The sequence below is a fragment of the Streptomyces sp. NPDC086147 genome (genome assembly GCF_040702165.1).
Lineage (GTDB): Bacteria > Actinomycetota > Actinomycetes > Streptomycetales > Streptomycetaceae > Streptomyces.
On sequence record NZ_JBFBJO010000001.1, the window covers coordinates 769,891 to 790,966 of the forward strand.

The window sequence follows — 21,076 nt, forward strand, 5'->3', positions numbered from 1 at the left end:
TCTTGCGGGGTGAGACGCGGAGTGGGACGGACGCGTCACTTCCGGCGCTTGTAGAACGGCAGCGCCACGACCTCGTACGGCTCGTGGGTGCCCCGGATGTCCACACCTACACCCTGGGTGCCGGGCTCCGCGTGCGCCGCGTCCACGTACGCCATCGCGATCGGCTTTCCGAGGGTCGGGGACGGGGCCCCGGAGGTGACCTCGCCGACGACCTCGCCGTCCTTGACGACGGAGAACCCGGCGCGCGGGACCCGGCGGCCCTCGGCGATCAGGCCGACCAGCTTGCGCGGCGGGGCGGTCTCGGCGCGCTCGGCGGCCTTCTCCAGGGCCTCGCGGCCGACGAAGCGGCCCTCGTTGGTCGTCTTCTCGAACTTCACGACCCGGCCGAGACCGGCGTCGAAGGGGGTGAGGGAGGTGGTCAGCTCGTGGCCGTACAGCGGCATGCCCGCCTCCAGGCGGAGCGTGTCGCGGCAGGACAGGCCGCAGGGGATCAGGCCGACGCCCTCGCCGGCCGCGGTCAGCGCCCGCCACACGCCCTCGGCGTGCTCCGGCTTCAGGAAGAGCTCGAAGCCGTCCTCGCCGGTGTAGCCGGTGCGGGCGATCAGCGCGGGCACGCCCGCGACCGTGCCCGGCAGGCCGGCGTAGTACTTCAGGCCGTCCAGGTCGGCGTCGGTGACCGACTTCAGGATGCCGGGGGACTCCGGGCCCTGGACCGCGATCAGGGCGTACGCGTCGCGGTCGTCGCGGACCTCGGCGTCGAAGCCGGCCGCGCGCTCGGTGAGGGCGTCCAGGACGGTCTGGGCGTTGGAGGCGTTGGCGACCACCATGTACTCGGTCTCGCCCAGGCGGTAGACGATCAGGTCGTCCAGGATGCCGCCGTCCTCGCGACAGATCATCGTGTACCGGGCGCGGCCCGTGCCCACCGTGGAGATGTTGCCCACGAGGGCGAAGTCGAGCAGCTCGACGGCCTGCGGTCCGGTGACGGTGATCTCGCCCATGTGGGAGAGGTCGAAGAGGCCGGCCCGGGTGCGGACCGCGGTGTGCTCGTCGCGCTCGCTGGCGTACCGCAGCGGCATGTCCCAGCCGGCGAAGTCGGTCATGGTCGCGCCCAGCGAACGATGCAGGGCATCGAGGGCGGTCAGGCGGGGGGCAGAGGTCATGGGGTGGCTCCCGGGTCCCAAGGGCGTTCGGTGACGAAGACATGACGGGCGAGGACGTCCTCCCCATCTGTCATGGAACCTGAGAGGTTCACCGGGGTCATCTCGTCACCGAGATCCCGGCTTGCACCTTGGGTGGGGACACAGGGTGTCCCGCTTTTCAGATCTGCCTCATCCACGCGGTACGGGGCCTGAGAGATTCAAGGGAGGGTCTTGCTCCTTCGGCGCCCGGACGCACCGGGTGGTCACCCACTCCGTGGTCCGGAACTCTCCCGCGCGGATTCGAACGGCCGGTATGCGGTTGTACAGGCGACCGTGGGCGCCTGGCGCGCACATCATTGCACGCGGTGTCGGCGCGGCAAATCGCTTGTGCCCCATTACCGTTTCTTTACACTTCTTGGGAAGGGTCTCCTGAGGCCCGGCAGGGGGAGAGGCTATGACGTTCCAGCACACCGGCGCGTATGCGACGAGTACCGGCATACCGTCCCCACGGGCCCGCGCCCGGACCCGGAGACGGGACCGGGCCCTGCGGGACCTGCGCGAGCGCGGCGGCCGGGGCCCCCGAGCCCTCGTGTTCGCGGCCGGGGACCTCGTGGTCGTCTCCGGGCTGCCCGGCAGCGGCAAGTCCACCCTGATGAAGCGGACCGCCGGGGGCCGGGGCATCGACTCCCAGGACGCCCGGGAGCGCTGGGAGGCCCGGATGCCCCGCCTCCTGCCGTACGCCCTCTACCGCCCCCTGGTCCGGATCGCGCACTACGCCGGGCTGCGCCGCGCCATGCGCTCCGGCGCGGGCGTGGTCGTGCACGACTGCGGCACCCAGTCCTGGGTGCGCGGCTGGCTCGCCCGCGAGGCCCGCCGCCGGGGGAGCGACCTGCACCTGGTCCTCCTCGACGTCACCCCGGACACCGCCAGGGCCGGGCAGCACGCCCGGGGCCGGGGCGTCTCCGCGTACGCCTTCGCCCGGCACCGGCGCGCGGTCGGCCGGCTGCTGCGGGCCGCCGAGACCGGCCGGCTCCCGCACGGCTGCGCCTCGGCGACCCTGCTCGACCGGGACGCCGCCGACACCCTCCGGACGATCACCTTCGGGGAGGCGGCCTGACCCTCCGCACGGCGCGTCCGGGGCGCTCGTACCCCTCTCTTCCGGCCACGGCGGCGCCGGGGTGGCGTTAGGGTGCTGCCGGGCGGCCGGGTACGGCAGGCCGTGCGGAGAAGGGGAGCGGGACCGTGGACGTGACGTGGCCGGGCAACGAGCTCGAAGAGGTCCTCGCCGCCTCGCTCGGCAACCCCGAGGCGGGCGGCCGCCTCGTCGAGGTGCTGGGCCGCAGCCCGGTCTGGATCCCCCTGCCCAACGGCGGCGGCCCCGACAGCACCGACCTGGACCTCGCCACCATGGAGATCGACGGCGCGGCCTACGTCCCCGTCTTCAGCTCCGAGCAGCAGTTCCGCGCCTGCGCCGGCGACCACATGTCCTTCGCCGTCGCCCCCGCCCGCGACTTCGCCCGCGGCCTGCCCCCGCAGCTCGGCATCGCCGTGAACCCCGGCGGCACCGTCGGCGTCCCGCTGCCCCCGCCCGCCGTCGCCGAGCTCTGCCGCGCCGGCCGGACCCCGCTCGACGGCCCCGCGTCCGGCGGCCGCGTCCGGCTCTTCGAGCCCGACTGGCAGGACGACCCCGTCGACTTCCTCGCCGCCGCCTCCGCCGAGTTCGAGGCCACCGGCGTCGTCACCAGCGCCCGCCGGGCCCTCGCCAGCGTCGAGGGCACCGAACCGGCCCTCTTCATCGGCGTCCAGCTCTCCCGCTGGGAGGGCGCCGACCGCACCGCGCCCCTGGACGCCCTCGGCCGGGCCCTCGGCCGCGTCGAGGTCGCCTGGCCGGTCAACCTGATCCTGCTCGACATGGCACAGGACCCGGTGGGCGACTGGATGGTGGACCGGGTCCGCCCCTTCTACCAGCGCGCCGCCGTGTGAGCGGCACCCTGTTCAGGGCCTGCCCGGCGGGTCATGGCCGGGTCCGCGGCGTCCGGCCCTGACCCGCCGGGCAGGCCCTAAGCTGAACTGATTCGACGGGACCGGTTCGACGGAACGGTTCGACGGCCGCACCTGACCCGGCGGCCGTACAGACGTGGTGGACGAAAAGAGGGGCGGGACCCAGGGTGAGTGCGTCAGGCACCGCTGCGGCCGGTCAGGTCGAGCACATGCTGCGCCAGGTGGCGCCCGGACGCTACGACGCGTACGAGCAGCTGCTGCACGCCCTCGCCGACGGCGAGCTCCGGATGCTGCTCTGGCAGGGCTCGCCCGGCTCGCCCGACGCCCAGTACGGGAACATGGAGGTCGAGGGCTTCGGCTACGCGCCCTGCGTCACCTCCGTCCAGGAGCTCGCCGCCTCCGGCTGGAACCGCGCCCACGAGCGCGTCACCGGCCGCGAGATCGCCCGTGCCCTCTACCCCGACCGCTGGGGCGTCTGGCTGAATCCGCACGCCCCCGGCGGCGGCGTCGGCATCCCCTGGGCCGATCTGCGCCGGATCGCCACCGGCCTCGACCGGATGCCCGCCGGACCGCTGCGCGTCACCGAGCCCGCCCTGGAGATCCCGCAGTTCTACGCCCTGATCACGCAGAACGCGCACCGCACCCCGGCCGTCCGGGCGCTGCGCCGCGGCTGGGTGCAGCCCGCGCTCGGCTCCCCGTACCTGGTCATCGGGCTCGACCTGTACGACACCTCCCCGGCGGCCGTCGACACGGTCCGGTCGATGATGCGCCAGTCCATCGGCTCCGTCCCCGACGGGCTGCCCGTCTCGACGGTCGCCCTCTCCGACGCGTACGACCCGGTGGCGCTCTGGCTGCGGGCGAACGCGCGCCCCTTCTACGACCGCGAGGCGCACGCCGCCCCGCCTGCCCCGGGATACGGCTATCCGCCCCGAGCGTGACCGGAAGACCGGGATGGCCGATCTGTCCGGTCGTGACACCTCCCGTTAACTCGCCCGCGCGCCAAGGGTGTTCGCCCAGGCCACGCACTTGTCCCGGAACTGCCCGGTTTGGCAAGTGTCCGGGTCTCGACTAGGTATCACCGTTATCCGGACTGTTCTCCAGCTCGTTGCCCGTGGGTAGTGTTCGGCCGGTCAAGACCTCTCCACACGGCTGATCCTGGGGTGGCCCCATGCGAATATTCAATTCCCGTACCGTTCGGGCGATCACGGTGGTGGCTGCCGCCGCGCTCGTCGCGACGGGCTGCTCCAGCGAGCGCGGAAAGGACGGCGCGAAGGGCGGTGCGAAGGACACCTTCGTGTTCGCCGGCGCCGGTGACCCCGGTTCCCTGGACCCCGCCCTCGCGAGCGACGGCGAGACCTTCCGGGTGACCCGGCAGGCCTTCGAAGCACTCCTGGAGCACGAGTCGGGAGGCAGCAAGCTCGTCGGCGGCCTCGCCGAGACGTGGTCCGCCAACCCCGCCGGCACGGTGTGGACGTTCAACCTGCGCAAGAACGTGAAGTTCCACGACGGCGAGGCGTTCAACGCCGCCGCCGTCTGCGCGAACTACGACCACTGGTTCAACTGGAAGGGCACCTACCAGTCCAGCTCGGTCTCGTACTACTGGCAGTCCATCATGGGCGGCTTCGCGAAGAACGAGGACGCCGAGGCGCCGAAGCCCAACTACAAGTCCTGCACGGCGAAGGACGAGAACACCGCGGTCATCGAGGTCAACGAGCCCTCCGCGCAGCTCCCCGGCGGCTTCTCCCTCCAGGCCCTCGCGATCCACTCGCCGAAGGCGATCAAGGAGTACGTGAAGCAGGACGCGTCCGCCAAGGGCGACGCCATCACGTACCCCAAGTACAGCCAGGAGGCCGGCACAGTCGCCGGCACCGGCCCGTACAAGATCACGAAGTGGAACAAGGGCAACAAGGAAGTCACCCTGGAGCGCTTCGACGACTACTGGGGCGACAAGGCCAAGGTGAAGAACCTGGTCTTCCGCACGATCGACACCGAGGAGGGCCGCCGCCAGGCGCTCCAGGCCGGTGACATCGACGGCTACGACCTGGTGTCGCCCGCGGACGTGAAGACCCTGGAGAAGGAGGGGTACAACGTCCCGACGCGTGACGTCTTCAACCTCTTCTACGTCGGCATGAGCCAGGAGAAGAACGCGGCGCTCAAGAAGCCCGCGGTCCGCCAGGCCATCGCCCACGCCATCGACCGCGAGAACCTCGTGAAGACCCAGCTGCCCGAGGGCGGCAAGGTGGCCACGCAGTTCATGCCCGACACCATCGCGGGCTACTCGGACAAGGTGAAGACGTACGCGTTCGACACCAACAAGTCCAAGGAGCTCCTGAAGGGCGCCGGCGAGTCCGCCCTCAAGGTCGAGTTCTGCTACCCGACCGAGGTCACCCGCCCGTACATGCCCGCCCCGCAGGACATGTTCGAGCTGATGAAGGCCGACCTGGAGAAGGCCGGCGTCACCGTCACCCCGAAGCCGATGAAGTGGGCCCCGGACTACCTGGACGCCACCGAGGCCGGCTCGTGCGACCTGCACATGCTCGGCTGGACCGGTGACTTCAACGACGGCTTCAACTTCATCGGCACCTGGTTCGCCGGGTACGACAAGCAGTGGGGCTTCAAGGAGCCGAAGGTCTTCGACGCCGTGAACGGCGCCTCCAAGATCGCCGACCCGGTCAAGCGCGTCGAGGCCTACAAGGCGGCCAACCAGGCGATCATGGAGTACCTGCCGGGCCTCCCGATCTCCTCCTCGCCCCCGGCCATCGCGTTCGGCAAGAACGTCAACCCGCCGAAGGTCTCCCCGCTGACGCAGGAGAACTTCGCCGAGGTCTCCTTCAAGTAATCGTCACCCGAGCGGGATCCGCCCGGCCACGTCGGACGTGGCCGGGCGGATCCCGCTTCTCACGCACACGCAAGAAAGGGGCACGCGGGGTGCTGCGACTCGTCGTACGAAGACTGCTACAGCTCATACCCACCCTGCTCGGCCTGTCGGTTCTGCTCTTCCTCTGGCTGAACCGGCTGCCCGGCGGACCCGCCTCAGCGATCCTGGGCGAGCGGGCGACCGAAGCCGAAGTGGCACGCATCAACCGGGCGCTGGGACTCGACCAGCCCGTCTGGGTGCAGTACGGCCGCTTCCTCAAGCGGATCCTGGACCTGGACCTCGGCACCTCCACCCAGACCGGACAGCCGGTGTGGGACGAGTTCGCGCTGCGCTTCCCGGCCACCGTGGAACTCGGCGTCGCCGCCATCCTCATCGCCGTCGTCGCCGGCATCCCGCTCGGCTACCTCGCGGCCAAGCGCCGCGGCGGCTGGCTGGACGTCGCCTCGGTCTCCGGATCGCTCGTCGGCATCTGCATCCCGGTGTTCTTCCTCGCCATGATCCTCAGGGGCCTCCTCGCCGTCGAACTCGGCATCTTCCCGAGCTACGGACGCCTCTCCACCGGACTCGACGCGACCAGCGTCACCGGGTTCGCCGTCCTCGACGGCCTCCTCACCGGAGAGTTCGACGCGTCCTGGGACGCGATCATGCACCTGGTCCTGCCGGCCGTCACCCTCGCCTCCATCCCGCTCGCCGTCATCGTCCGGATGACCCGCGCCAGCGTGCTCGAAGTGCTCGGCGAGGACTACATCCGCACCGCCGAGTCCAAGGGCCTGGGGAAGAACGTCGTCCGCGTCCGCCACGTGCTGCGCAACGCGCTCCTCCCGGTGATCACCGCGATCGGCCTGCTCACCGGCAGCCTCCTCTCCGGAGCGGTCCTCACCGAGTCGGTCTTCTCCTTCGGCGGCATCGGCTCCTTCATCCGCACCTCCATCGACGCCCGCGACTACCCGGTGCTCGTCGGCTTCATCATGTTCATCGCGATGGTGTACGTCCTCATCAACCTGCTGGTCGACCTGGCGTACAGCCTCATTGACCCGAGAGTGCGGGTGCACTGACCGTGAGCACCAAGACAGAGAAGATCGACCGCCTCGCGGCGCTCACCCAGCGGAACGAGGCCACCGTCGGCGCCAGCCTGTGGCGCGAGGCCTTCCGGCGCCTGCGGGCGAACAAGATGGCCGTCATCGGCGCCGTCATCATCGCGCTGTTCGCCCTGGTCGCCGTCGTCGGCCCCTGGTTCGCGCCCTACTCGCCGACCGCCCAGACCTGGCGCGGCGAAGTCTTCGCCAACCAGGGCAAGTTCGTCGGCATGCGGGGCGAGAACTGGTTCGGCCTCGACCACCTGGGCCGCGACCTGTTCTCCCGGATGCTCGTCGGCGCCCGGCAGACCCTCCTCGTCGGCGTGGTCTCGATGCTCATCGGCCTGGTCGTCGGCGCGCTGATCGGCATGCTCTCCGGCGCCGCCGCGACCCTCGGCGGCAAGCCGGGCCAGCGGATCGACACCGTGGTGATGCGCTTCATCGACATCATGCTGTCCCTGCCGTCGCTGCTCCTCGCGGTCTCGATCGCCGCGGTCATGGGCCAGTCCCTCACCACGGTGATGATCGCCGTCGGCGTCGTGCAGATCCCGATCTTCGCCCGTCTGCTGCGCGGTTCGATGCTCGCCCAGGGCGGCGCGGACTACGTGCTCGCCGCGAAGGCCCTCGGCGTGCGGAAGAAGCGGATCGTCGTCACGCAGATCCTGCCGAACTCGCTGAGCCCGGTCATCGTGCAGGCGACGCTCAGCCTCGCCACCGCCATCATCGAGGCCGCGGCCCTCTCCTACCTGGGCCTCGGCAACCCCGACCCGGCGATCCCGGAGTGGGGCGTCATGCTCTCCCAGGCGCAGCGGTTCTTCGACAACGAGCCGATGATGGCCGTCTACCCGGCGGTCGGGATCATCATCACCGCCCTCGGCTTCACCCTCCTCGGCGAGGCCATGCGCGAAGCCCTCGACCCGAAGCTGCGAGGCTGAAGTCCCATGGCACTTCTTTCGGTTGAAGAACTCACCGTCACCTTCGGCGGCCGGGGCCGCACGCCGTCCACCGCGGTGGACGGGGTCTCCTTCGACGTCGACCAGGGACAGGTCGTGGGCCTGGTCGGCGAGTCCGGCTGCGGCAAGTCGGTGACCTCGCTGGCCCTGATGGGCCTGCTGCCGCGCAAGGGCGTCACCGTGGGCGGGCGCGCCGTCTTCGACGGCACCGACCTGCTGGGCCTGAGCGAGAAGAAGATCCGCGACATGCGCGGCAGCCGGCTCGCGATGATCTTCCAGGACCCGCTCTCCTCGCTGAACCCGGTCGTCCCCATCGGTGTCCAGGTCACCGAGATCCTCCGGCGCCACCGGGGCATGAAGGGCGAGGCCGCCCGCAAGGAGGCCGCCCACCTGCTCGACCGGGTCGGCATCCCCGACCCGACGCGGCGCCTGAAGGAGTACCCGCACCAGCTCTCGGGCGGCATGCGCCAGCGCGCGCTCATCGCGATGGCCGTGGCGTGCGCGCCCCGGCTGCTCATCGCCGACGAGCCGACCACCGCGCTCGACGTGACCATCCAGGCCCAGATCCTGGAACTGCTCAAGGAACTCGTCGACCAGGAGGGCACCGCCCTGCTGATGATCACCCACGACCTGGGTGTCGTCGCCGGCCTCTGCGACCAGGTCAACGTGCTGTACGCGGGCCGGGCGGTGGAGTCCGCGGCCCGCCGCGAACTGTTCGCGCACCCGACCCACCCGTACGCGCACGGCCTGCTCGGCTCCATCCCGCGCCTGGACGCCCCGCGCGGCGAGCCGCTCCGGCCCATCCGCGGATCCATCAACGACAAGATCGCCTGGGCCGACGGCTGCGCCTTCGCGCCCCGCTGCGACTCCTACACGATGGAGTGCCTGACCGGCACGCCCGAACTGACGGAACCGCGCGCGAAGGACCACCGGGTCCGCTGCGTCAACCCCGTCCTCCCCGCCCAGGCCGAGTCGGAGGTGCCGGCATGAGCCTGCTCCAACTCAACGATGTGAAGGTCCACTTCCCCGTCAGGAAGGGCGTCCTCTTCAACCGCACGGTCGGCCACGTCTACGCCGTCGACGGCATCTCGCTCAACGTCGAGGCCGGCCAGACGTACGGCCTCGTGGGCGAGTCCGGCTGCGGAAAGACGACGCTCGGCCGGGCCGTGCTGCGCCTCGTCGACGTCACCGACGGCGAGATCGTCCTCGACGGCACGGACCTGGCCAAGCTGCCCGACGAGGAGATGCGCCGGTTCCGCCGCCGCCTCCAGATGGTCTTCCAGGACCCGCTGGGCAGCCTCAACCCGCGCCAGAACATCGAGTCGATCCTCAGCGAGGGCATGGCCGCGCACGGCATCGGCGCGAACCAGGACGAGCGCCGGGAGCGGATCAAGGAGATCCTCACCCGCGTCGGCCTCCCCGCCAACGCCCTCTCGCGCTACCCGCACGAGTTCTCCGGCGGACAGCGCCAGCGCATCGGCATCGCGCGGGCGCTCGTCCTCGAACCCGACGTGATCATCTGCGACGAGCCGGTCTCGGCGCTCGACGTGTCGATCCAGGCGCAGGTGATCAACCTCCTGGAGGAGCTCCAGGAGCAGCTCGGCCTGACCTACCTGGTCATCGCGCACGACCTCGCCGTCGTCCGGCACATCTCGGACGTCATCGGGGTCATGTACCTGGGCGCGCTGGTCGAGGAGGCCCCGAGCGACGCGCTGTACGCGGCGCCGAAGCACCCGTACACCAAGGCGCTCATGTCGGCGGTGCCGGTGCCGGACCCGGAGGTCGAGGACCGCCGCGAGCGCATCCTGCTCCGCGGCGACCTGCCGTCGCCGGCCAACCCGCCGACGGGCTGCCGCTTCCACACGCGCTGCCCGTGGAAGCAGGAGACCCGCTGCGCGACGGAGCGTCCGGAGCTGGTGGACCTGGGCGACGGGCACAAGGTGGCCTGCCACTTCGCGGCCGGGATCGAGGCCGGGACGGTGAAGCGGACGGAGGCGGTCGCGATCGTCCCGGCCGGCAAGACCGACACGGTCCCGGCGGCCCGGACGTCACCGGAGTCGGGGGCGCCGGCGGGGCCGGCCGAGCCGGCGAAGCCGGAGCCGGAGAAGGCCGAGCCCGAGTCTTCGGGCAAGCCCGGGGCGTTGGGCAAGCCCGAGGCGTTGGGCGAGCCCGAGGCATTGGGCGAGCCCGAGGCATTGGGCAAGCCCGAGGCATTGGGCAAGCCCGAGGCGTTGGACGAGCCCGAGTCTTCGGACAAGCCCGAGTCTTCGGACAAGCCCGGGGCGTCGGAGAAGTAGCACGCGCCGACCGGAAGGCCGGAGCCGCCGCATCGCGGCCGCTCCGGCCTTCCGGCTCTCCCGGCCCCCCGGAGGGAAGGGGCACGGGTTCCGGACCAGGACAATGGGGCGGTGCTCCACGACCTGTTCACCCCCTCCGTCCAACACGCCCTCGATCTCGTCGGCATCTTCGTGTTCGCCATCTCCGGCGCCCTCCTCGCCGTCCGGAAGAACTTCGACGTCTTCGGCATCGCCGTCCTCGCCGAGGTCACCGCCCTCGGCGGCGGCCTCTTGCGCGACCTGATCATCGGCGCCGTGCCCCCCGCCGCCTTCACCGACCTCGGCTACTTCCTCATGCCCCTGGTCGCGACGGTCCTCGTCTTCTTCCTGCACCCGCAGGTGGAGCGCACCCAGACCGCCGTCAACGTGTTCGACGCCGCCGGGCTCGGCCTCTTCTGCGTGACGGGGACGACGAAGGCGTACGACTACGGCCTCGGCCTCACCTCCTCCGCCGCCCTCGGGCTCGCCACCGCCGTCGGCGGCGGCGTCCTGCGCGACGTGCTCGCCAACGAGGTGCCCTCGCTGCTGCGCTGGGACCGCGACCTCTACGCCGTCCCGGCGATCGTGGGCGCGACGATGGTCGTGCTCTGCATCCGCTTCGACGCGCTCAACGCCTTCACGAGCGGCGCCGCCGTCCTCACCGCCTTCGTGCTCCGCCTCCTCGCGATGCGCTACCACTGGCGCGCGCCCCGCGCCTGGAACCGCCGCTCCTCCACCCGCGAGGACCCCGAGAAAGCTACCGCTCAGTAGTAACCTGCGGTACCTTCGGGTCCATGAGCACGAGCACCGAGACGAACGCCGGGACGCACGCCGTCGTCACGAACGAGTTCGACCGCGACACCGCCGTCGTCCTCCGGGAGCCCGGCGTCTACGACGCCGACCTCTCCGCCGGCTGGACGATCATCCACGCCGTCAACGGCGGCTACCTCCTCGCCCTGCTCGGCCGCGCCCTCGGCCACCACCTCCCGCACCCCGACCCGTTCACGATCTCGGCGCACTACCTCACGCCGTCCGTGCCCGGCCCCGCGGTGATCCGGACCGAGACCGTCCGCACCGGCCGGACCCTCTCCACCGGACAGGCCTCGCTCTTCCAGTACGCCGAGGACGGCACCGAGGTCGAGCGCATCCGCGTCCTCGCCTCGTACGGAGACCTCGACGCCCTCCCCGACGACGTCCGCACCAGCGCGACGCCCCCGGCGATGGCCCCGATCGAGAACTGCTTCGGCGCCTCCGACGGCCCGACCCCGCAGATCCCCGGCTCCTCCGCCATCACCGAGCGGCTCGACATCCGCCTCGACCCGGCCTGCGTCGGCTGGGCGATCGGCGCCCCCTCGGGCAAGGGCGAGATGCGCGCCTGGTTCGGCCTCGCCGACGGGCGCGAGCCCGACGCCCTCTCCCTGCTGCTCACCGTCGACGCCCTGCCGCCGACCTCCTTCGAGCTGGGCCTGAAGGGCTGGACCCCGACCGTCGAGCTCACCACCCACGTCCGCTGCCGCCCGGCCCCCGGCCCGCTGCGGGTCTCCATCACCACCCGCAACCTGGCCGGCGGCTTCCTGGAGGAGGACGCCGAGGTCTGGGACAGCGCCGACCGCCTGGTCGCCCAGTCCCGCCAGCTCGCCCGCGCCCCGCGCGGCTGAGCCCCCGCACCCGCGCGGCCGAGTCCGCGCGGTCCGACCACCGCCGCCCCCGTCCTCGCCGCACAGGGACGGGGGCGGCGGCGCACCCGGACGGGGCGGCGGCGCACCCGTGAGGGCGTAAACAGGCCAGGCGCCGGGAGCGCCCCGGCGGGCTCGTAGAATCGACCCACCATGGCTTACCTCGACCACGCCGCGACCACGCCCATGCTGCCCGAGGCGATCGAGGCGATGACCGCCCACCTCGCCGTCACGGGCAACGCCTCCTCCCTCCACGCCGCCGGACGGCGGGCCCGGCGGACCGTCGAGGAGGGGCGCGAGACCCTCGCCGCCGCCCTCGGCGCCCGGCCGAGCGAGGTCGTCCTCACCTCCGGCGGCACCGAGGCCGACAACCTCGCCGTCAAGGGCCTCTACTGGTCACGCCGCGACGCCGACCCCCGCCGCGTCCGCGTCCTGGCCAGCCCGGTCGAGCACCACGCCGTCCTCGACGCCGTCGACTGGCTCGCCGTCCACGAGGGCGCGCGGGTCGAGTACCTGCCCGTCGACCGGCACGGCCGGGTGCACCCCGAGGTCCTGCGCGAGGCGATCGCCCGCGACCCCGAGACCGTCGCCCTGGCCACCGTCATGTGGGCGAACAACGAGATCGGCACCCTCATGCCGGTCCGCGAACTCGCCGACGTCGCCGCCGAGTACGGCGTCCCCCTGCACGCCGACGCCGTCCAGGCCGTGGGACAGGTTCCGGTCGACTTCGCCGCCTCCGGGCTCGCCGCCATGACCGTCTCCGCCCACAAGATCGGCGGCCCCTACGGCATCGGCGCCCTGCTCCTGGGCCGCGAGCACACCCCCGTGCCCGTCCTGCACGGCGGCGGCCAGGAGCGGCACGTCCGCTCCGGCACCCTCGACGTCCCGGCCGTCGCCGCGTTCGCCGTCGCCGCCCGGCTCGCCGCCGAGCGGCGCGAGGAGTTCGCCCGCGAGGTCGGCGCCCTGCGCGACGCGCTCGTCACCGCCGTCCGTACGTCCGTCCCCGACGCGATCCTCGGCGGCGACCCGGTCGACCGGCTCCCCGCCAACGCCCACTTCACCTTCCCGGGCTGCGAGGGCGACTCGCTGCTCCTGCTGCTCGACGCGGCCGGCATCGCCTGCTCCACCGGCTCCGCCTGCACCGCCGGCATCGCCCAGCCCAGCCACGTCCTGCTCGCCACCGGCACCGACCCCGACCTCGCCCGGGGCACCCTGCGCTTCTCCCTCGGCCACACCTCGACCGAGGAGGACGTGGCGGCGGTCGCCGACGCGATCGGCCCGGCGGTGGAGCGGGCCCGCACGGCCGGCCTCACCTAAGGCCCCGGGGCCCCGCCTACACGGGCTTCTTCGACGCCTCCCGCACGAGCCGCATGTACCGGTCCCAGTCCCAGTGCGGGCCGGGATCGGTGTGGTCGGTGCCCTCGACCTCGACGTGCCCGATGACGTGCTCCCGGTCCACGGGTATCCCGTGCCGGGCGCAGATGTCGGCCGTCAGCCGCGCCGACCCCTCGTACATCGCCGCAGTGAAGTCCTGCGGCCGGTCGACGAAGCCCTCGTGCTCGATGCCGACGCTCCGCTCGTTCATGTCCCGGTTCCCCGCGTGGAAGGCCACGTCGAGCTCCCGGATCATCTGCGCCACGTGCCCGTCCTTGCGGACCACATAGTGCGTGGCGGCCCCGTGCCCCGGGTTCTTGAAGACCTTCAGGGCGGTCGCGTAGCTGCCCTGCACGACGTGGATCACGACCCGGTCGATCGTGTAGTCGTCCGGCCGGTCCGCCCGCCGCCAGTTCGCCCGCGCCGCCGACGTCCACTCGGCGGACGCGTGGTCGAGCTCCCCCTCCACCCGCTTCCGCCGCGTTCCCGGCAGCCGCCACCAGGCGCGCGCCAGCTCTTCCCTGGCGAGCACGGCCGTGCCCACCACGGCGGCCCCGCCGCCGATCAGGACGGCACGCCGTCCCACCGCCTTGTTCCCCTTGCTCCCCATGTCATCGAGAACGCTTACTCCCGCGACGGTGGTTCCCGGCGCCCCGTACCCTGGTGGGGCTATGACTCAGACCCCGCCCCCGCGCCCCCTTCGCGTCCTTGCCGCCATGTCGGGCGGAGTGGACTCCGCCGTCGCCGCCGCCCGTGCCGCCGAGGCGGGCCACGACGTCACCGGCGTCCACCTCGCCCTCTCCGCGAACCCGCAGTCGTTCCGCACCGGAGCGCGCGGCTGCTGCACGATCGAGGACTCCCGCGACGCGCGCCGGGCCGCCGACGTCATCGGCATCCCCTTCTACGTGTGGGACCTGGCCGAGCGGTTCCGCGAGGACGTCGTGGACGACTTCGTCGCGGAGTACGAGGCCGGCCGCACCCCCAACCCCTGCCTGCGCTGCAACGAGAAGATCAAGTTCGCGGCGCTCCTCGACAAGGCGCTCGCCCTCGGCTTCGACGCGGTCTGCACCGGCCACTACGCCACCGTCGTCCTCCACGAGGACGGCACCCGCGAGCTGCACCGCGCCTCCGACATGGCCAAGGACCAGTCGTACGTCCTCGGCGTGCTCGACGAGAAGCAGCTCGCGCACGCGATGTTCCCGCTGGGCGACACCCTCACCACCAAGGACGAGATCCGGGCGGAGGCCGAGCGGCGCGGGCTCGCGGTCGCGAAGAAGCCCGACAGCCACGACATCTGCTTCATCGCCGACGGCGACACCCAGGGCTTCCTCGCCACCCGCCTCGGGAAGGCGGAGGGCGACATCGTCGACGAGGCGGGCACGAAGGTCGGCACCCACGAGGGCGCCTACGGCTTCACCATCGGCCAGCGCAAGGGCCTGCGGATCGGCCACCCGGCTGCGGACGGCAAGCCGCGCTACGTCCTGGACATCTCGCCCGTGAACAACACGGTCACGGTCGGCCCCGTCGAGGCCCTGGACGTCACCGCCCTCACCGCGATCAAGCCCCGCTGGTGCGGCACCGCCCCCGAGGGCCCCGGCCGCTACACCGCCCAGCTCCGCGCCCACGGCGGCGAGACGCCGGTGGGCGCTGTGATGGAGGACGGCGAGCTGCGGGTCACCTTCGACGAGCCGGTCCGGGGCGTCGCCCCCGGCCAGGCGATCGTGCTGTACGACGGCACGCGCGTGGTGGGCTCGGCGACGATCGCGACGACGGTACGACGGACGACGGAGCCGGCCCCGGCCACCGCCTGAGTCGTCACCGCCCGGGGCCCGGCAGGTCCGGGTCCCCGGCCCGGGGCGTCTCCTCCGGACCTCCGGCCACCGGCCCGGGGACGGTGTCGGCCGCCGCGAGGTCGCCGGGAAGCAGCGGACGCATGAAGGTGCGCTCGTAGCGCAGCACGCATCCGCTGTCGTCGCGAATGCGGTCCGCCTCGATGAACTCGGGGTCCCGGCCGAACAGCCGCCGGTACTCCTCGTAGGCGGCCAGGCTGGGAAAACTGAACAGGGCCAGGGCCTCGTCGCTCGCGCCCTCCGCCGGAAGGAAGTAGCCGTGGTGCGTGCCGCCGCGGGCCCGCACCAGTTCCATCCAGCGGCGACCGAACCGCTCGAAGGCCTCGATCTTCTTCGGGTCGATCGTGTACCGCACGACACATGTGATCATGGGCCAAGGCTAGGACCTGCCCGGAAAGTCCCGCTCCTCCGCGAGGGAATCCGCCAGGAACCCCGCCAGGACCGGCGCCAGGACGTGCGGGGCGACCTCGTGGGTCTGGCCCGTCAGGGTGCGGTGCCGGGCCCGGGGGAGGGCCGCCGCCAGGGCGCGGGCCGCGCGCCGGGCCTCCGCCGGGCTGGCGCCCCCGTCGACCACGAGCACGCGCGCGGAGACCCGCCCGAGGGACGCGCCGGTGGGCGCCGGCTCGTACACCGACACCGGCCCCACCGGCAGCCCGGCCGCCGCCGCGGCGAGCGCGAGGGCGCCGCCCGTGCCCGCGCCGTGCACGGCCGCCCCCGGGCCCGCCGCCGCCAGGACGGCCGCCAGGTCCTCGATCTCCCGCTCCACCGCGCCCTCGCGGCCCCGCCGGGCGTACGCCACGACGGGGAGGCTCCGGGCGAGCAGCCCGGCGAGCGCCCGCTCGCCCGCCGCCGTCCCCGGCGCCCCGCCCACCAGGACGAGCGGCGGCCCGTCCCCGCCCCCGTACCGCTCGTACGCGACCGGCGTCCCGTCCCGTGACGTGACGCGTCCCCCGAACCTGCTCACCTCGTCCATGGCAGGGCAGACCGGGGCCGTCCCGAGAACTCATCGCCGCCCGCCGGACCTCTTCCGCGACCGCCTACGGTGAACCCATGAACATCTGCGTCTTCCTCTCCGCCGCCCGGCTCGACGAGCGGTACACGGCCCCGGCCCGTGAGTTCGCGACCCTGCTCGGCAAGGCGGGGCACACCCTGGTCTGGGGCGGCTCCGACACCGGTCTGATGAAGGTCGTCGCGGACGGGGTCCAGGAGGCGGGCGGCCGGATCGTCGGCGTCTCCGTCGACTTCCTCGCCCACAAGGCCCGCCCGGACGCCGACGAGATGGTCGTCGCCGAGGACCTCGCGCGGCGCAAGGCGCTCCTCCTCGCCAAGTCCGACGCGATCGTCGTCATGGTCGGCGGCACCGGCACCCTCGACGAGGCCACCGAGATCCTGGAGCTGAAGAAGCACGGCAAGCACCGCAAGCCGGTCGTCCTCCTCAACACGGCGGGCTTCTACGACGGCCTGAAGGACCAGTTCCGGCGCATGGAGGAGGAGGGCTTCCTCCCGCTCCCCCTCGCCGACCTCGTCTTCTTCGCGGACGACGGCCCGGCGGCCCTCGCGTACCTGGAGGCGGAGATCGCCTCCCGCTGACGCGGGCGCGGGGACCGGCCCCCGCCGGGTACGGGCACGCGCGCGGGGATCGCCTCCCGCTGATGCGAGCATGGGGTCCATGGCTACTCATGTGATCACCGGAGCCGGCTCCGGCATCGGCGCGGCCGTCGCGCGCCGTCTCCACGCGCGCGGGGACGAACTCGTGCTCCACGCGCGCGACGCGGGGCGGGCCAAGGAGCTCGCCGCCGAGTTCCCCGGCGCCCGGACCCTCGTCGGGGACCTCGCGGACCCGGACCGGCTGTCCTGGGCGTTCTCGCACCAGAGCCTGCCCGAGCGGGTCGACGGCCTGCTGCACGTCGCGGGCGTCGTCGACCTCGGGCCGGTCGGCGAGCTCACCCCCAAGACCTGGCACCACCAGCTGAACGTCAACCTGGTCGCCCCGGCCGAGCTCACCCGTCACTTCCTGCCCCAACTGCGCGTCTCCCAGGGCCACGTCGTCTTCGTGAACTCGGGCGCCGGGCTCAACGCGCACGCCGAGTGGGGCGCGTACGCCGCCTCCAAGCACGGACTGAAGGCCCTCGCGGACTCCCTGCGCCACGAGGAGCACGCCCACGGGGTGCGGGTCACCTCGGTCTACCCGGGCCGCACCGCCAGCCCCATGCAGGTCAAGGTGCACCAGCAGGAGGGCAAGGAGTACGACCCGTCGCGGTGGATCGACCCCGAGTCGGTCGCGACGGCGATCCTCACCGCGCTCGACCTGCCGCGCGACGCCGAGATCAACGACCTCACCGTCCGCCCGGGACGCTGACGGCGGGGCGACGGCGGGAGCGGGGCCGGGCGGCCCGGGACACAGTCACCGGCGCCGCCCGGCACGCCCCCGGCACGTAGGCTTCCCGGGTGAGCGACACGACCGAGAAGAACGACTTCCCCTGGGGCCCCGCCACCGGCGTCGGATCCCTGCCCGGCGGCGACGCCCGCGAGGCCGCCAAGACCGTCACCGGCTCCTTCGAGGACTTCCCGTTCCTCGCGGAGCTGCCCGCGCGCGGGCCCGGCGCCGACATGATCGGCCGGACGATCGGGATGCTCGTCGACCTGTACGCGCACGTGGAGCCGAGCGGCTGGCGGATCAGCGACCGGCCCGGCCGCGACACCCGGCGGGCCCGGTCCTGGCTCGGCGAGGACCTCGACGCCCTGGAGGAGTTCACCCAGGGGTACGAGGGCGCGCTCAAGGTGCAGGCGGTGGGCCCCTGGACGCTCGCCGCGGCCCTGGAGCTGCGCGGCGGCGAGGCCGCCCTCGGCGACGCGGGCGCCTGCCGGGACCTGGTGGGCTCGCTCGCCGAAGGACTCCACCAGCACCTGGCCGAGGTGCGCAAGCGCGTGCCCGGCGCCCGGGTGGTCCTCCAGCTCGACGAGCCCTCGCTCACCGCCGTGCTGCGCGGTCAGGTCCGCACGGCCAGCGGCTACCGCACGTACCGGGCCGTGGACCGGCAGGTCGTGGAGGGCGCCCTGCGGGACGTGGCCGCGGTCCACGACGGGCCGGTGGTCGTCCACTCCTGCGCCCCCGACGTCCCCTTCGCGCTGCTGCGCCGGGCCGGAGTCGCCGGGATCTCGTTCGACTTCGGGCTGCTCACCGAGCGTGACGAGGAGGCGATCGGGGAGGCCGTGGAGGGCGGCACGAAGCTCTTCGCCGGTGTGGTGCCGTCCACCGGCGGCCCGTTGTCGGACCCGGGCGGTAGCGTCATGGGTGTCAGGACGCTGTGGCGCAGGCTGGGGCTGAATCCGGGGACCCTCGCGGAGTCCGTGGTGATCACCCCCACGTGCGGGCTCGCGGGCGCGTCGCCCGCCCACGCCCGCGCGGCGCTCGCCCATTGCGTCCGGGCTGCGAAGTCGCTCGCGGACAACCCGGAGTGACCGGGGACCGAGGTACGGGAGGACGGACGAAGGTGGCAGTCGACGAGGGGGCCCCGCCGGCCGAGGCACGGGAGAAGCACGCGGACCTGGCCGAGCGGATCGAGGAGCACCGCTTCCGGTACTACGTGAAGGACCAGCCGGTCATCAGCGACGGCGAGTTCGACAGGCTGCTGCGCTCCCTGGAGGCGCTGGAGGAGGAGTACCCGGAGCTGCGGACGCCCGACTCGCCGACCCAGAAGGTCGCCGGGCAGTACGAGACCGAGTTCACGGCCGTCGAGCACCGCGAGCGCATGCTCTCCCTCGACAACGCCTTCGACGACGAGGAACTGGCCGCCTGGGCCGAGCGGGTCGCCCGGGACGTCGGCACGCCCGACCACCACTTCCTGTGCGAGCTGAAGGTCGACGGCCTGGCCGTGAACCTGACGTACGAGCACGGGCGGCTGACCCGGGCCGCGACCCGCGGCGACGGGCGCACCGGCGAGGACATCACGCCCAACGTGCGCACGATCGTGGACGTCCCGGAGCGGCTGAGCGGCGACCGGATCCCGGACCTCGTGGAGGTCCGCGGCGAGGTCTACTTCCCGATGGAGGCCTTCCTCGGGCTCAACGCCCGCCTGGTCGAGGCCGGCGAGAAGCCCTTCGCCAACCCGCGGAACGCCGCCGCCGGTTCGCTCCGCCAGAAGGACCCGAAGGTCACCGCCTCCCGCCCGCTCCACCTGGTGGTGCACGGCATCGGCGCCCGCGAGGGCTTCGACATCGCCCTGCTCTCGGAGGCGTACGAACTCCTCCACGAGTGGGGCCTGCCCACTGCCCGGCACAACAAGGTGGCGGACACGCTCGACGAGGTGCGGGAGTTCATCGCGTACTTCGGGGAGAACCGGCACTCCGTCGAGCACGAGATCGACGGCGTCGTCGTCAAGCTGGACGAGATCCCGCTCCAGGGCCGGCTGGGCTCCACGGCCCGCGCCCCGCGCTGGGCCATCGCCTGGAAGTACGCGCCGGAGGAGGTCAACACCAAGCTGCTCGACATCAAGGTCGGCGTCGGCCGCACCGGGCGCGTCACCCCGTACGCGCAGGTGGAGCCGGTGACCGTGGCCGGCTCCGAGGTCGAGTTCGCCACCCTCCACAACCAGGAGGTGGTCAGGGCCAAGGGCGTCCTGATCGGCGACACGGTCGTGCTGCGCAAGGCCGGCGACGTCATCCCGGAGATCCTCGGGCCGGTCGCGGACCTGCGGGACGGCGGCGAGCGGGAGTTCGTGATGCCGTCCGAGTGCCCCGAGTGCGGGACGCCGCTGAAGCCGATGAAGGAGGGCGACATCGACCTCCGCTGTCCGAACGCCCGGACCTGCCCGGCCCAGTTGCGCGAGCGGCTCTTCTTCCTGGCCGGACGGCAGTGCCTGGACATCGAGCACTTCGGCATGGTGGCCGCCGCGGCGCTGACCGGCCCCCTGGAGCCGTCCGAACCGCCGCTCGCGGACGAGGGCGGTCTCTTCGACCTCACCATCGAGCAGCTCCTGCCGATCAAGGCGTACGTCCTCGACCCGAGCAGCGGCCTGCCCAAGCGGGACCCGAAGACCGGCGAGGACAAGATCGTCACCGTCTTCGCCAACCAGAAGGGCGAGCCGAAGAAGAACGCCCTGGCGATGCTGAAGAGCATCGAGAAGGCGAAGACACGCCCGCTGGCCCGCTTCATCAACGGGCTCTCGATCCGGCACGTGGGGCCGGTCGCGGCGGCGGCCCTCGCCCGCGAGTTCCGCTCCCTGGAACGGATCGAGCGGGCGAGCGAGGAGGAGCTGGCGGCCGTCGACGGGGTCGGCGGGATCATCGCGACGGCGGTGAAGCAGTGGTTCGCCGAGGAGTGGCACCGCGAGATCGTGCGCAGGTGGCGGGCCGCCGGGGTCGCCCTGGAGGACGAGGGCGCCGGCGAGGACGAGGGGCCGCGCCCGCTGGAGGGCCTCACGGTCGTGGTCACCGGCACCCTGGAGAAGTTCACCAGGGATGGCGCAAAAGAGTCGCTCCAGCGGCTCGGAGCGAAGGTGACCGGTTCCGTTTCGAAGAAGACCTCCTTCGTCGTGGTGGGGGAAAACCCTGGTTCGAAGTACGACAAGGCGATGCAGCTGAAAGTTCCGGTTCTGGACGAGGGAGGCTTCTCGATCCTGCTCGAACAGGGCCCCGACGCCGCCCTGGAGGCCGCGGTCCCCATCCCCGAGAGTGCCGAATAGCCCCTTTCCGTCCCGGGAGACATCACCCGTTCGGCGCATACCAGATCGTGAGGGGTGGCCAGGTCTCATTCGGGCAAGACACGGAGAGCGCTGCCCGTCGGAGCCCTCGGCGGCCTAGTGTGGTGACCGT

At 72.5% G+C, this 21,076-nt stretch carries 20 protein-coding genes and 1 riboswitch; of the genes, 16 read left to right on the top strand and 4 right to left on the bottom strand.

All coding sequences use genetic code 11. The features are described from left to right. Positions 1-35 precede the first annotated feature (35 nt). Entirely contained in the window at positions 36-1,160 is a 1,125-nt protein-coding gene (gcvT, locus tag AB0398_RS03650) for a glycine cleavage system aminomethyltransferase GcvT (RefSeq protein ID WP_366372084.1), read from the bottom strand. 167 nt (positions 1,161-1,327) lie between these two features. Continuing rightward, positions 1,328-1,442: riboswitch (glycine riboswitch) on the bottom strand. Positions 1,443-1,593: 151 nt separating this feature from the next. On the opposite strand from gcvT, the gene AB0398_RS03655 reads away from it, so the two are divergent. The 11 genes from AB0398_RS03655 to AB0398_RS03705 all read left to right on the top strand — a co-directional run bounded on the left by AB0398_RS03655 (position 1,594) and on the right by AB0398_RS03705 (position 13,355). After that, the gene (locus AB0398_RS03655) at positions 1,594-2,256 is read left to right on the top strand and encodes an AAA family ATPase (RefSeq protein WP_366372086.1); all 663 of its coding nucleotides are present in this window, start codon (positions 1,594-1,596) and stop codon (positions 2,254-2,256) included. A gap of 125 nt (positions 2,257-2,381) precedes the next feature. Next, the gene (locus tag AB0398_RS03660) at positions 2,382-3,122 is read left to right on the top strand and encodes an enhanced serine sensitivity protein SseB (RefSeq protein WP_366372088.1); all 741 of its coding nucleotides are present in this window, start codon (positions 2,382-2,384) and stop codon (positions 3,120-3,122) included. A 185-nt stretch (positions 3,123-3,307) separates the two neighbouring features. Next, a complete protein-coding gene (locus tag AB0398_RS03665) occupies positions 3,308-4,078 on the top strand; it encodes an enhanced serine sensitivity protein SseB C-terminal domain-containing protein (protein ID WP_366372090.1) in 771 nt (256 codons plus the stop codon). Between the two features lie 230 nt (positions 4,079-4,308). Beyond that, entirely contained in the window at positions 4,309-5,979 is a 1,671-nt protein-coding gene (locus AB0398_RS03670; RefSeq protein WP_366372091.1) for an ABC transporter substrate-binding protein, read from the top strand. Between the two features lie 89 nt (positions 5,980-6,068). Then, positions 6,069-7,073 carry an ABC transporter permease gene (locus AB0398_RS03675; protein WP_366372093.1) on the top strand — a complete coding sequence of 335 codons (1,005 nt, stop codon included), beginning with the start codon at positions 6,069-6,071 and terminating at the stop codon, positions 7,071-7,073. Next, entirely contained in the window at positions 7,070-8,029 is a 960-nt protein-coding gene (locus AB0398_RS03680; protein WP_366372351.1) for an ABC transporter permease, read from the top strand. The genes AB0398_RS03675 and AB0398_RS03680 overlap by 4 nt, the downstream gene beginning before the upstream one ends. A gap of 6 nt (positions 8,030-8,035) precedes the next feature. Continuing rightward, the gene (locus AB0398_RS03685; RefSeq protein ID WP_366372095.1) at positions 8,036-9,037 is read left to right on the top strand and encodes an ABC transporter ATP-binding protein; all 1,002 of its coding nucleotides are present in this window, start codon (positions 8,036-8,038) and stop codon (positions 9,035-9,037) included. After that, positions 9,034-10,344, top strand: a complete 1,311-nt coding sequence (locus AB0398_RS03690) for an oligopeptide/dipeptide ABC transporter ATP-binding protein (protein WP_366372097.1) — start codon at positions 9,034-9,036, stop codon at positions 10,342-10,344. The genes AB0398_RS03685 and AB0398_RS03690 overlap by 4 nt, the downstream gene beginning before the upstream one ends. A gap of 111 nt (positions 10,345-10,455) precedes the next feature. Further along, positions 10,456-11,133, top strand: a complete 678-nt coding sequence (locus AB0398_RS03695; RefSeq protein WP_366372099.1) for a trimeric intracellular cation channel family protein — start codon at positions 10,456-10,458, stop codon at positions 11,131-11,133. Positions 11,134-11,156: 23 nt separating this feature from the next. Further along, complete coding sequence (locus tag AB0398_RS03700) at positions 11,157-12,020, top strand: thioesterase family protein (RefSeq protein ID WP_366372100.1); 864 nt, start codon at positions 11,157-11,159, stop codon at positions 12,018-12,020. A gap of 171 nt (positions 12,021-12,191) precedes the next feature. Beyond that, positions 12,192-13,355 (top strand): cysteine desulfurase family protein, encoded by a 1,164-nt coding sequence (locus AB0398_RS03705; protein ID WP_366372102.1) that lies wholly within the window; start codon positions 12,192-12,194, stop codon positions 13,353-13,355. Between the two features lie 16 nt (positions 13,356-13,371). Here AB0398_RS03705 and AB0398_RS03710 read toward each other — a convergent pair whose 3' ends face one another. Then, positions 13,372-14,022, bottom strand: coding sequence for an N-acetylmuramoyl-L-alanine amidase (locus AB0398_RS03710; protein ID WP_366372104.1), 651 nt, complete (start codon positions 14,020-14,022; stop codon positions 13,372-13,374). A gap of 61 nt (positions 14,023-14,083) precedes the next feature. Here AB0398_RS03710 and mnmA point away from each other — a divergent pair, with 61 nt between their 5' ends. After that, entirely contained in the window at positions 14,084-15,223 is a 1,140-nt protein-coding gene (gene mnmA / locus AB0398_RS03715) for a tRNA 2-thiouridine(34) synthase MnmA (protein ID WP_366372106.1), read from the top strand. A gap of 4 nt (positions 15,224-15,227) precedes the next feature. Here the strand turns inward: mnmA and AB0398_RS03720 are convergent, their stop codons facing one another. Both AB0398_RS03720 and AB0398_RS03725 read right to left on the bottom strand, forming a co-directional pair. Beyond that, positions 15,228-15,632, bottom strand: coding sequence for an NIPSNAP family protein (locus AB0398_RS03720; RefSeq protein ID WP_366372108.1), 405 nt, complete (start codon positions 15,630-15,632; stop codon positions 15,228-15,230). 9 nt (positions 15,633-15,641) lie between these two features. Next, the gene (locus tag AB0398_RS03725; protein WP_366372110.1) at positions 15,642-16,235 is read right to left on the bottom strand and encodes an alpha/beta hydrolase; all 594 of its coding nucleotides are present in this window, start codon (positions 16,233-16,235) and stop codon (positions 15,642-15,644) included. A 77-nt stretch (positions 16,236-16,312) separates the two neighbouring features. On the opposite strand from AB0398_RS03725, the gene AB0398_RS03730 reads away from it, so the two are divergent. The 4 genes from AB0398_RS03730 (at position 16,313) to ligA (ending at position 20,946) form a co-directional block, all read left to right on the top strand. After that, positions 16,313-16,852, top strand: a complete 540-nt coding sequence (locus AB0398_RS03730) for a TIGR00730 family Rossman fold protein (RefSeq protein ID WP_366372112.1) — start codon at positions 16,313-16,315, stop codon at positions 16,850-16,852. Positions 16,853-16,922: 70 nt separating this feature from the next. Then, the gene (locus AB0398_RS03735) at positions 16,923-17,621 is read left to right on the top strand and encodes an SDR family oxidoreductase (RefSeq protein ID WP_366372114.1); all 699 of its coding nucleotides are present in this window, start codon (positions 16,923-16,925) and stop codon (positions 17,619-17,621) included. An 89-nt stretch (positions 17,622-17,710) separates the two neighbouring features. Beyond that, positions 17,711-18,724: a methionine synthase gene (locus AB0398_RS03740; RefSeq protein ID WP_366372116.1), complete on the top strand. Its 1,014-nt coding sequence runs from the start codon at positions 17,711-17,713 to the stop codon at positions 18,722-18,724. A gap of 32 nt (positions 18,725-18,756) precedes the next feature. Beyond that, entirely contained in the window at positions 18,757-20,946 is a 2,190-nt protein-coding gene (ligA, locus tag AB0398_RS03745) for an NAD-dependent DNA ligase LigA (RefSeq protein ID WP_366372118.1), read from the top strand. Positions 20,947-21,076 lie beyond the last annotated feature (130 nt).